We start from the raw sequence: 11341 nt of genomic DNA, 5'->3' as shown, positions 1-11341 counted from the left end.
TGGCTCTTTACCACAGCAGCTTACGGTGGTTTGAAGCCTCCACCTGCATGGCGGCTTCGAGGGGCCCTCCCTCATCTTCGATTAAGCATGGCTTGAAGTTTCCTTCTTCGCCTTCTTGGCACACCCTGATCTTCCGACCTCCGACCATTAAACTCTAACCTCGTCCTTTGTTGCTAATTTGAGGAAATTACGCTGGCAAATTCCTGAAGCTCATCCGGAGAGATCAAGTAGTATGTTTCCTCGGATTTCATGACGAAGACTTCCGGTCTTGCAGTCATGATGAAGGCCTTGGAGCCATTTCTGAGTCGGAACCAACCCACTTTGTATAGACCTGTAGATGCTCCGTTGGTTCTTACCGTCGGCTCGAAGTCTCTCTCTTCCGTCAAATCGATAATCCCCACAATTTCGGCCGAATCTATCGCTATCGTCTTCCTTCCGAAGGGAAGTGCGTTCAGCACAACACTTTCGCCGTCGCATTTCACGGCATTTGTGAATGGAAATATCAGGAAGATAAATATGAAGAAGACGAACAGGCCGCCCGTGATGATTAGCGAAAGAGTTTTCTGCCAGCCCTTTGTCTTGAACAGGGAGAAAACGAATATCACCGCAACGAAAACAACGATGCCAATATTCAGCATAATCGCGGATGTTGGTAATGAAAACTTGAATACAACTGTCTCCATACCTTACCTCCTCAAAGGAAATTCGATTCAATTATTACACATTCGAATTATTCTGATCTTCATATGTTGTTGAGATCATAAATTAATGGCGGTTGAATACAGAGAGTTAGTTATCTGGAGAGTTGAAAGTTTAAAGCTCTTGTTGAAGTGATAATCGATCCAAATGATAGAACATGGATTGAATTCCATGCTGCATACAAGATTAGAAGCTGGTTCGCACCGCTATTCAATCAAGATTATGTGAGACTGGATGTCATAGAATGAATTTGAGATTCTCCACAGCGAGTGTCTTCTTTCTTATCTGAAGCTGCTCCTGGAGATTGTTGGTACGCAATTTTTTTGGAGGAGTGTCCATGAAGAAGTGGTACCTGGTGCCTGTAGCTGTGATTCTAATATTCTTGATTGGCGGATGTTTTTCATTTGGCGACATGCTAGATGGGATTTGGGAAGGAGTCATTACTGATGCCTATGGTAACTATGATACGGTTCTAGTGATTAACTCAAACAACACCGGATCTATATCGTTCGACAATGACTCTTACAGTGTGAACATAGTAAATAGAAGAGCCAACCGAAGCTTTGTCGGGGAGTACGGCTGGTATGACTCTTCCTGGCATGAGAGGATCATCGAGGCTGAATTGCAGAATTACGGTGCACTGCGAATAGAGATTTACAACAATTACGGCAGTCTCATCACTACTGGATTCCTCTACAAATAGCCTTCGAGATTCTTGAAATAGGATTGTTCGGTACATCAAGAAAGCGATATACTTTTGAGTTGGGATTTTGAGACTTCTTTCCTGGATTAGCTGACGTTCCGGCAGATCCTGAACCCACAAATGCTGGTTGTACTATTTGGTGAGTTGTAGCTGCGGCTTGTTACTCTGACGATGCCGTCCCACCATGCCTTTCCACGGATCGATTTGTTGCCCAGTGCCTGATGGTACGGATCTTTTCCCGGGCTTCTTCTACAGAAGAAGTCGTCATATGCGTCGGAACACCATTCCGATACGTTTCCGCTCATGTCGAATATTCCCAGTTCGTTTGGACTCTTCTGTCAGACTTCATGTGTCATGTCTCCCGAATTATCGGAATACCACGCTACAAGGTCCGGTTCATTTCCACCAGAGTAAATGTATCCCTCGCTTTTGCTTCCTCCCCTTGCAGCATATTCCCATTCCGCTTCGGTGGGCAACCTGTATCCGACTACCTTAGATGGATCGGCCATCACCTTCCCGTTTTTGTCGAGAAAGTAACCATTATCGTCGTAAGCCTTAGAAAGCTTTTCCCTCTCGCTCAACCGGTTGCAGAAAGCTATGGCGTCCATCCAAGTAATGTTGATAACCGGTCTCTTATCCCTTCCCCAGCTTTCATCTCCGGGAAGAGTTCTCTCTGTCTCCTTACAGAAGAGATCATACTGGGCAAAGGTAATCTCATATTTCCCCATTTCGAAATCATAGGAGATCGTGACTTCATGAGCAGGTTTCTCGTCATCCTTTCCATTTCCCCATGTGTCACCCATAGTGAAGGAACCGTTTTCCACGAGAACCATATCCACGATGCTTTCGGCCGGAGGGGACTCCTTTGCCGGTTTCAGTGCAAGCACTAGAACAGTGACGAAGATGGCTATAGATACTATCGAGATTAGGATTTACGTTACCTTCTTCATAAGATCGCCTCCACACTTTCAAGGAGCATTCTGTTTGAGGATTAGGGTAAGTTGGTTTGCGTGGCGCCTTGTAATAATATATCACCGGCTCTCTTCAGGACAAGCGAATTCGATTTGTATGAATCAAACGAATTTATCACTTCGTCTTTCCATTGCTGTTCTGCAAAATCTAAATATCAAAATATGTTAATTTCCCAGGAGTTTCTCATAAGTGAATTATTGTATGTCTCAAAGCTGGCCAGGAGTAATTATTAGGAAAGACTTGCTGTTCGATCGTTCATGATTTGAACAGTGAGAGTTTCATTGCGGAAATATCTGGTGTTTGCTCTGATTATGAAGACCTTTGTGATAGTATCTTGAAGGTATTTATTTCGTGACTCTGTGAACTATCCTTGCTTGTTTTCTTTTTCTGCCGATGAGGCTATGCGAGAGCGATCTCGGAATGCTGCTTTCCAGTTTTGTTGGATAGTTTCTAGCTTCCAGAACAGATTCTTGAAAGTGAATCCAAGAGGAGATGGTTGTATGGAAATTCAAAGTTCCAGGCTACTCAGAAGAGTGCTTATCGGAGCCACCGGAAGCGCTCTCGCTTTCACATCAGCGCTTGCTGCCAACTATGAAGACACTATGGCGCTCGAAACGGTGAAACCGGCCCCGAATCTGGAGGAGGTAATACTCATGCCGAGCAGAGAGAAGAGGCCATGGCGAAGTTGGCCGAGTTTGAGAGCAGAACGGGCAGGCGGCCGAATATTCTTGTGTATCTAATGGATGATGTCGGTTGGGGAGACCTTGGGGTTTACGGTGGAGGTGTCGCTGTAGGAGCACCGACTCCAAACATGGATGCTCTTGCAAGAGACGGACTCATGCTGACTTCCGCCTATTCTCAACCGTCTTCTTCGCCGACTAGAGCAACTCTTCTGACCGGGCAACTTCCCGTAAGACACGGAATACTCAGACCGACTTTATACAACGAAGCGGGAGGTTTGACAGACGCGATTACACTTGCCCAGTTGTTGAGCGATGCTGGTTATGTCACCCAGGCGGTAGGCAAGTGGCACATGGGAGAAAATCCCGGTTCGCAGCCTCAGAATGTCGGGTTTGACGACTTTTCGGGTTTTCTCAGCGTATCGGATCTCTACACGGAGTGGAGAGATCCTTACTTCTACCCCGAAATCGTTTACAGCGAAGAGAGAACTGAAATGATGCGCGAGTTTGCTTTCGAGAAGTATTGGGTTCACGCTGAAAAGGGCGGCACCATAGAACAGATAAAAGAGATAGATATCGAAGTATCATCTCATCTCGACGAGTATTGGAAGGACTACTCGATTGAGTTCATAGAGAAGATGGCCGATAGTGACCAACCCTTCTTCCTTTACCACTGCACGAGAGGCGCCCACTTCGACAACTATCCCAGAGACGAGTACAAGGGGTTATCTCCGGCAAAGCAGGCCTACAAAGACACGATCGTCGAGCTTGATGACATACTTGGTGAGCTGGTCGAAGCGCTCGAGAGAACGGGACAACTTGAGAACACGCTGATTTTCATCGCTTCCGACAACGGTCCCGAAATGGAATCCTGGCCTGACAGCGCCTACTCGCCGTTCAGAGGTGCAAAAGGTTCGACCTGGGAAGGCGGAGTCAGAGTTCCGGCGATCTTCTACTGGAAGGGCATGGTAGAACCCGGGCGCGTCTCGGACGGATTATTCGATATCTCCGATATCTTCAATACATGCCTTACACTCGCAGGAGCAGCCGATTCTATCCCCACCGACAGGTATATCGACGGCGTAGACCAGACTTCATTCCTCCTAGCTGAGGAAGGACTCTCAAACAGGAAGTATATCTACTACTGGCTAATGAGCTACTTCTCCGCTGTAAGGTTGGCCGAGTACAAGTATGTGCAGTTTGCTGAATCGGATTCGGGCGAGGGAATCGTGAATCCTGGAGGTTTCACCGGTTATATAATGGCCTTCCCGTATTATCACCTGTACAATCTTTATCTGGATCCGAAGGAAGAACACAACGTCTCGATAAGAAAACTCGTTTTCACGGATCTATTCATAGAAGCGATGCAGAAGCACATAGCTACATTCCGTGAATACCCACCGGGAGTCAACATAATTACGGGTCACTAGAACGAACCAGAAATAGTTCGCAGAGAGGGAGAGTAGTAAATGGCAGAGGGCGCAGTCGATTGGAAAACAAGGCAAAGGATCAATGCGTTTCACGTTATGGTCAAACCCACGGGAGCACTATGCAATCTCGACTGTGCCTACTGCTTCTATCTGCATAAACAGGAGCTAATAAGCAGTAGAAATATTGTGAGCGATGAGGTTCTAGAGAGGTTCATCTATGAGTACATCAACTGACAAACAGTTCCAGAGATAGTCTTCACCTGGCAAGGAGGGGAACCTACTCTTCTCGGTGTAGATTTCTTCAGGAAGATTGTCGAATACGAGAGGCTGTATTGCCCTCCAGGCAAGAAAGTTGCCAACGACCTTCAGACAAACGGAACATTGCTCGATGAAAAGTGGTGCGAGTTTCTCAAAGAACACAGCTTTCTCGTAGGAATAAGCATCGATGGGCCAGAGAGACTGCATAACGTTTACAGAAAGACAAGGAGCGGCGACCCGACCTTCCAGAAGGTCTTCAATGCCATAAAGCTTTTGCACAAGTACGAGATTCCCTTCAACACCCTGACCGTGGTCAACAGAATAAACGCGAAGTATCCTAGAGAAGTGTATCGCTTTTTGAGGGATACAGCCGGTTCAACCAGAATGCAGTTTATTCCTATCGCAGAACCGAAGGTATTTAGAAGCTCGCCCACTACGTTCATTTCTGAAGAAAGTATGCCGACTACAGGATCTCCCGAAGCCCTGCCAGGTAAGCATGGTTCGCTCGTTGCCGATTGGTCGGTCGTTCCTGAAGACTACGGGAGTTTTCTCAACGGTGTTTTCGATATCTGGTACAGGGAAGATATTGGCAAAGTCTTTGTCTTTCTCTTTGAGTGTGCTCTTGCCCAGTGGCTCGGTATGGAGGCATCGTTGTGTATCTTCTCCGAGACTTGTGGAAGGGCACTTGCACTGGAGGCCGATGGAAGCCTGTACTCCTGCGATCACTTTGTCTATCCCGAGCACAGGCTTGGGAACATTAAGGACCATAGGTTGCTCCAAATGGTAACTTCCACATCACAGACTGTCTTTGGAGTTTCGAAGGCTGCCGCGCTTCCAGAATACTGCAACAGGTGCGAATATCTCTTTGCCTGTCATGGAGAGTGTCCAAAGAACCGATTCGTCAAAACGCCAGACGGAGAACCGGGATTGAACTATCTCTGTGCCGGACTGAAAAAGTACTTTCATCACATATACCCATATATGAAGGAACTCGCGGAAATCCTCAGGGCAACGAAACAGAAGAAAATCTAACTTTCCTTACCGAAAGAATTCAGCGTTTCAAGAAGTTTGCCGAGGATCTCGTTTGCGACTTCTCTTTCTTTTCCCGTAATGGAATTTGCCACAGGTCCGTAAATCCCTGCAAGCACTGCCGTGGACTCTTGAAACAGCTCTTTTCCCTTCGCGGTTATCGAGACAAAGTTGGCCCGCTTGTCCTCAAAGGACTGCTTTCTCGTTATCGGCTTCCTCTTTTCCAGTCCGATACATATCACCATGGTGTTTGTTGTGTCAGTTTCGAGATGTGAGGAGAGCTGCTTTTGGGTTATCTCCCCGAGGTTCGAAAGAACGAGCAATGAGCCGAACTGCGGGTAGGTAATACCTAGAGGTTCCAGAGCAATCCGTGCATGTCTGCTTAGATTTATGTGCAGAGAAGCTATTTTCTCGAATAGGCTTCCAATCTTGTCATCGAAGATCATTGGATAACCTCAGAAACCTCTTCAGCAGCCTTTTGGTTGCGATAATAAGACCGAGTGTGGCAAATGCAATCCCTGTAAGGATAATGGAGCTATACGGTGCAAAAGAACAGACAGAATAGTGCCGAGGCAATTGGGCTTCGAAGCTTCCCAGGGGAAAAGTGTGGCGACAGCTGGTACGAGCGGGGAAAGCGCTACAACCAACAGGATACGGTTGATCAGTTTTTTCATTACTTCCGATTCCTCCTTCTCTTCCTTTCACAGGCCGGAAGCGATCCGAGTCTCTCGTGCTTGCTCCGGCATTTATCCCATACGCCGTGGAACTCGAACTTCGTTTTTCTGCAGGGGCAGTCTCTCAATGTTCTTCACCTTCTTGAATAAGCATTGGTAATTATCGTAATTAGTATTACCAAGAAGATAACAACTGTTTATTGGAAGGATAACATTCGTGAGACAAAGCGACCTTGCAGCAATTTCAGGAAGAGATGGACCAATCCAAGAATTCCAGACACGAGATTTACTGTTGAATGATTACCCAAAATCTACTATAATTTAATTAAGCAAGCACTTAATTGGATTGGAGGAAACTTCTCATTGACTCTTGAAATAGATGTTTTGAAGGCTATTGCGGATAGCACAAGGTTCGAGATAATCAAGCTGCTTCTTCAAAGAGACTTCTGTGTGAAAGCTCTTGCAAAGAGAATGGGAGTGTCTGAATCAGCCATATCACAACATCTGAAAGTGCTACGTGGCGTTGGCCTTGTAAGTACAGAGAAGCGGGGTTACTTCACCCATTACTCAATGAATAGAGAGCCCTTGAATAGACTGGCAAGCCAGCTTACCAAGCTTAGCGAGGCGACTTCCGATTCGGATCTAGTTGCCGAATGGTCTGCCGAATGAGAGAGGATACAAGGTGGAATCTTCTTCCTTTCAGCAGGCACGCCTTTCTAATCCGAATTTCACTGAATATGTTTTATATATAAGCGATTTATACGGGAGGAACAAGAGTGAATATCATCGAAGTTTCAGGTCTCTCAAAAGACTACGACGGATTCAAAGCGGTCAACGGAATCGACTTTTCGGTCTTGAAAGGAGAGGTGTTCGGTTTCCTCGGTCCCAACGGTGCCGGAAAGACTACAACGATAAACATGCTTACAGGTCTTGCAAGACCGACATCGGGAAGTATAAGTATTGCGGGCGAAGACGGCATCAGGGAGATCAAGAGAGTGCAGCGGATAATAGGAATTGTGCCCGATGAAAGCAACCTGTACGATGATCTGAGCGGCTATGAGAATCTGGTCTTCTGTTCGGCTCTTTACGGAGTAAGAAAGGCGGCGAGGAAAGGAAGGGCCAGAGAGTTGCTTGAGCTGTTTGGGCTCGCAGATACAGGCAAGAGACCTTTCAAAGCCTTTTCCAAGGGTATGAAGAGAAAACTAACCATAGCTGCAGGCATAATTCATGATCCGGAGATTCTCTTCCTGGATGAACCCACAACTGGTATAGATGTAGAGAGTGCGAGGCAAATAAGAAGACTGGTAAGGGAATTGAATGACAGGGGAACGACCATATTCCTTACTACCCATTACATTGAAGAAGCGGAGAGGTTGTGCGACAGGATAGGGTTCATAGTCGGAGGCAAGGTTGTAAAGATTGGAACCGTCAGCGAATTGATGAAAGATGCTCAGAAAGAGAGCATAGTCGAGCTGACTCTCGGGAAGGATCCTTCGGAGTTCAAAACTGAAGTGTCAGAAGAGTTCAGCGATGTGTCCATAAGCATGCGTTCCGACAATACCATTAGAATAGCTTCTCGGGAACCAATAAAGCTGATGCCGTTTATGAGTTTCTTCAGTTCCAGAGGTATCGATGTCTACGAGGCTAAGATTATTCAGCCTTCTCTTGAAGAAGTCTTTGTTGAAGTGACCGGAATAGAAGTCGATAGAATGAAGAAGGAGAAGGAGGGAAAGAAGAGATGAGCAGCGCACTCGCTTACTGGACGATACTGATGAAGGATATGAAGAACTACTATTTGAAACCGCCCAACATAAGCTGGGGCATTATCTTCCCAATTTCCTGGACGCTGATGTTCTTTGTTCGATCGGAAGGTCCTGTGGACATAAGGGGTATTTTGCCTGGTGTGATGTCGCTTTCCGTTCTCTTCGGAACTACTTCGATGCTTGCGGTAACGATAACGTTTGAAAGGAAGAGCCGGTCATTCGAGCGGTTGCTGCTTGCTCCCATCAGCTTGAAGCTGCTCATGCTTGCAAAGACGACTGGGGCGATACTTTTCGGGATTATCAATGCTTTCATTCCCGTTCTCTTTGCCCTCTTGATTGTCGACTTATCTGGGATAAACTGGTTCCTGGTTTCAGTTAGCGTTCTGTTGATTGCCGTGACCTCGACCTTTCTTGGTCTTTTCATTGCCGTTTCGGTCAACGAAGTATTCGAGGCGCAGACGTTTTCTAACTTCTTCCGTTTCCCTATGATGTTTCTCTGCGGCCTTTTCATTCCTATAGAGAATCTGCCGGCCTTTCTTAGACCTTTTTCCTTCATCCTTCCTCTGACATATGGTGCCGATTCTCTTAAACATGCGATAAACGGAAATGGAATTATAAACCCTCTGGTGAGCGTTTTTATACTATTGGGCTTTGCCGTGTTTCTCTTTCTGATAAGTACGCGGAATATTGAGAGGAGATGGATTTACTAGCCTCCGGGGTTACATGAGTCCGCTTTTCCGGAAACTCTATGAGACCGAACGTTCTGTTTTCCTTTCGGTTGAGGCTGCACCGATCTTCTGATCAAATATCTCCTTGAGATTCGACTCTGTTCTTGCCTTTGTCTTTTGCTTCATACAGTAGGCGGTCGGTTTTCTGAATGAACTGAGTTGCGTCTTCACCTGACCAGCTGCACACACCGGCGCTCATCGTTATTGGAGGGTCTGTGGTTTCGGCCAGCTTCTCCCGGAGACGATCTGCGGTTGATCTTGCCATCTGCAAATCACTCGAGGGTAGAAGAACAAGAAATTCCTCCCCGCCGTACCTGAAGACAAAGTCAACCTCTCTAAGAGAAGACCTGATCATGCCCGCCACATTCTTGAGTGACATATCTCCCTTAAGGTGGCCGTAAGTATCATTTATGTTCTTGAAGTTGTCAAGATCTATCATGATCATGGATAGTGGAGTTCCGTGTCGCGAGGCTCTCTTTATCTCTCTTTTAATTATGGGATACATCTTTTTCTGGTTTAGGAGGCCCGTCAATGGGTCTATCTCGGCCTGTTTCTCGAGCAACTCATTTGCATTCTTCAGTTTGCGGTCGATTTTTAGAAGTTCTCTGTATTGACTTTCGATCGTTGCCTTTGCCTCCTGAAGCTCAAGGTTCTGATTGCTCAGTAGCTGTATTTCGTGCATCTTTTGTTGAAATCTGAATGAAGCCCCCAATTCAGCAGCCTTGGCGCTGCTGGATTCTTTGTAGAGCTTCTGGGATAAGAGGTCAAGTTCCTTGTAAAGCTCAAGAGCCAATCTCCCTTCTCCTAGCTCTTCAAGAATAGTGATCTTCTTTCTTATGGCTTTCGGTATCTTAGACATAAATCCCGATTTCTTCTGATAGTCTATGTAAGCGTCCAGTTTGACAAGAGCTTTTTCATAACACTTGGTCCCGATGTAATAATCGATTTTCAGAAGATTGAATTCCGCAGTCTTGGCCGGATCATCGATTTCTTCTACAAGGGGTTCGGCCAACTTCAATACACCTGGAGCCTCTTCATATCTTCCTGAGACTATAAGCGTGTCGGATAGATTGAAATAGCTATTGCATAGATCCGCAGTCTGTTCCAGAGCAAGCTTTATCTCTATAGATTTGCTAAGGCAGTTTATGGCTTCGTCAAATCTTTCCAGATTCTTTAGAGCTATTGCCTTGTTGTTCAGAAAGTATGCTATCGCGAGATCATCGCCCTTCATTCGAGCGTATTCAAGAGCCTTGTCGGTGTATTCGAGGGCTTCTTGAAACCGCTCCATGTAGACATAGACACCGCCAATGTTTCCGATCACATCGTTAACGTCATCGGGTGTCCCAAAGTCTCTGAAAAGAGCCATTGCTTTCAAGGCATACTCGATCGATGCATCGTAATTGCCCACAACGCATGAGAACTTAATCATGTTATGCGCAACGTTAGCCAGCTCAATACATTCAGGGGGTTCAATTCTAGAAAGCTCCACTTTAACAGTTTCCGAGGCGAGAAGAGGTTTGCCCTCTTTGAACATTATCTTCGAAAGCTCATTCAAGATTGCAAGCTTTTTCCTGAAATCCTCATAGGGGACTTCTGAATAGGCTTTCATAATCTCTTCGATCGACCTCTTCTCGTTCATCATGGCCTCCCGCGCATCTGTCGTGCAACATTCTTTGCTCATCTTCAACAATACAGAAATTGTAGGCGCTTGCAAGCAAACAGAGAATGACCTGCAAATCCTTCGACTGCCAAGTTGATAATATGATGACAGAAGGTCAGTTCAAATGATTGAAATTTATGCCATGTTTGAATGCAAATTCATGCCATCAAGAAAGAACGGGCGTTCGGAGTGGGCAGGAGGCTTTTTGAAAGCCAGTCACGATACGCGTCCCAGTCTCGCCTTCGCAAAAGCCAGTCGTATCACTTCGCGGGTATGAGGCGCAGGGAAGAACCGGGTCTGGGGTCAAGGGTCTGGTAAGATCGCTAGAAGCCGTTCTTGGGAGAGCAGCTGTTTGTTCGAAAGAGCCGCTGACCGTCAGAAGTTCCGCTGAACGGTTAAGACCGAGGACCCACTGGCCGCTGACAAAGACAACGTTGTCCGTCAACGGTCCGCCGTCCACCGAGAAGAGCGGACCTTCGACAAGATCAAAACCGAGATCCCGAAACAAGTTCGGGATGAAAGCGAATGATTATTCCGAAAAGGAAAGATTCCGTCATTCCGACAAAGCTCCTGGTCGAAATCTTGATGCTCTTGCTTCAATGGCCCTAACCAAGAACGAAGAACAGATCCTCGCTCTGGAACGAATAAAGGGTTCTCTACAGCAAACCAATTCCTTTGCTCTTTCCAACCCCCTACCTGGTAACACCGACCCCGGTTCCTCCAAAGCCCAGATCCTGAACAGGAG

11 protein-coding genes and 1 pseudogene are annotated in these 11341 nt (G+C 46.4%); 8 read left to right on the top strand and 4 right to left on the bottom strand.

The window, feature by feature from the left end:
• Positions 1-173: 173 nt before the first annotated feature.
• Complete coding sequence (locus V512_RS11565; RefSeq protein ID WP_099830614.1) at positions 174-683, bottom strand: PH domain-containing protein; 510 nt, start codon at positions 681-683, stop codon at positions 174-176.
• 353 nt (positions 684-1036) lie between these two features.
• Between V512_RS11565 and V512_RS11560 the strand changes: the two genes are divergently transcribed.
• Positions 1037-1402: a hypothetical protein gene (locus V512_RS11560; RefSeq protein ID WP_099830613.1), complete on the top strand. Its 366-nt coding sequence runs from the start codon at positions 1037-1039 to the stop codon at positions 1400-1402.
• Between the two features lie 86 nt (positions 1403-1488).
• Here V512_RS11560 and V512_RS11555 read toward each other — a convergent pair.
• Positions 1489-2235 (bottom strand): annotated as a pseudogene (locus V512_RS11555) (formylglycine-generating enzyme family protein).
• 815 nt (positions 2236-3050) lie between these two features.
• Between V512_RS11555 and V512_RS11550 the strand changes: the two are divergent.
• From V512_RS11550 to V512_RS11545, 3 genes are read left to right on the top strand one after another with little or no spacing between them, the layout of a single operon-like run.
• On the top strand, positions 3051-4484 hold the full coding sequence (locus tag V512_RS11550; protein WP_243392412.1) for an arylsulfatase: 1434 nt from the start codon (positions 3051-3053) through the stop codon (positions 4482-4484).
• Positions 4485-4523: 39 nt separating this feature from the next.
• The gene (locus tag V512_RS15165; protein ID WP_243392411.1) at positions 4524-4718 is read left to right on the top strand and encodes a hypothetical protein; all 195 of its coding nucleotides are present in this window, start codon (positions 4524-4526) and stop codon (positions 4716-4718) included.
• A gap of 15 nt (positions 4719-4733) precedes the next feature.
• Positions 4734-5774, top strand: a complete 1041-nt coding sequence (locus tag V512_RS11545) for an anaerobic sulfatase maturase (RefSeq protein ID WP_243392413.1) — start codon at positions 4734-4736, stop codon at positions 5772-5774.
• Here V512_RS11545 and V512_RS11540 read toward each other — a convergent pair.
• Positions 5771-6217: a MarR family transcriptional regulator gene (locus V512_RS11540; RefSeq protein ID WP_099830612.1), complete on the bottom strand. Its 447-nt coding sequence runs from the start codon at positions 6215-6217 to the stop codon at positions 5771-5773. The genes V512_RS11545 and V512_RS11540 overlap by 4 nt on opposite strands.
• Before the next feature lie 591 nt (positions 6218-6808).
• Here V512_RS11540 and V512_RS11530 point away from each other — a divergent pair.
• From V512_RS11530 to V512_RS11520, 3 genes are all read left to right on the top strand, one after another.
• Positions 6809-7114 (top strand): metalloregulator ArsR/SmtB family transcription factor, encoded by a 306-nt coding sequence (locus tag V512_RS11530; protein WP_099830610.1) that lies wholly within the window; start codon positions 6809-6811, stop codon positions 7112-7114.
• Positions 7115-7221: 107 nt separating this feature from the next.
• Positions 7222-8187, top strand: a complete 966-nt coding sequence (locus tag V512_RS11525; protein WP_099830609.1) for an ATP-binding cassette domain-containing protein — start codon at positions 7222-7224, stop codon at positions 8185-8187.
• A complete protein-coding gene (locus V512_RS11520; protein ID WP_099830608.1) occupies positions 8184-8918 on the top strand; it encodes an ABC transporter permease in 735 nt (244 codons plus the stop codon). Before V512_RS11525 ends, V512_RS11520 begins: the two co-directional genes overlap by 4 nt.
• Before the next feature lie 91 nt (positions 8919-9009).
• On the opposite strand, the gene V512_RS11515 is transcribed toward V512_RS11520, so the two are convergent.
• On the bottom strand, positions 9010-10575 hold the full coding sequence (locus V512_RS11515; protein ID WP_243392410.1) for a tetratricopeptide repeat-containing diguanylate cyclase: 1566 nt from the start codon (positions 10573-10575) through the stop codon (positions 9010-9012).
• A 536-nt stretch (positions 10576-11111) separates the two neighbouring features.
• Between V512_RS11515 and V512_RS14765 the strand changes: the two genes are divergently transcribed.
• Positions 11112-11341: hypothetical protein (locus V512_RS14765; protein ID WP_207759765.1), on the top strand; the 230-nt coding region annotated here is incomplete at its 3' end.

Origin of the sequence: Mesotoga sp. Brook.08.105.5.1, from assembly GCF_002752635.1 — a bacterium.
Classification (GTDB): Bacteria; Thermotogota; Thermotogae; order Petrotogales; family Kosmotogaceae; genus Mesotoga.
Note: the sequence above shows the minus strand (reverse complement) of the source record. Positions and strands in the feature narration are given on the sequence as shown.

What these genes read in the sequence shown, in the direction of transcription:
- V512_RS11565 (WP_099830614.1), bottom strand. Translation starts at nt 683, where the DNA reads ATGGAGACAGTTGTATTCAAGTTTTCATTACCAACATCCGCGATTATG.
- V512_RS11560 (WP_099830613.1), top strand. Translation starts at nt 1,037, where the DNA reads ATGAAGAAGTGGTACCTGGTGCCTGTAGCTGTGATTCTAATATTCTTG.
- V512_RS11550 (WP_243392412.1), top strand. Translation starts at nt 3,051, where the DNA reads ATGGCGAAGTTGGCCGAGTTTGAGAGCAGAACGGGCAGGCGGCCGAAT.
- V512_RS15165 (WP_243392411.1), top strand. Translation starts at nt 4,524, where the DNA reads ATGGCAGAGGGCGCAGTCGATTGGAAAACAAGGCAAAGGATCAATGCG.
- V512_RS11540 (WP_099830612.1), bottom strand. Translation starts at nt 6,217, where the DNA reads ATGATCTTCGATGACAAGATTGGAAGCCTATTCGAGAAAATAGCTTCT.
- V512_RS11520 (WP_099830608.1), top strand. Translation starts at nt 8,184, where the DNA reads ATGAGCAGCGCACTCGCTTACTGGACGATACTGATGAAGGATATGAAG.
- V512_RS11515 (WP_243392410.1), bottom strand. Translation starts at nt 10,575, where the DNA reads ATGAACGAGAAGAGGTCGATCGAAGAGATTATGAAAGCCTATTCAGAA.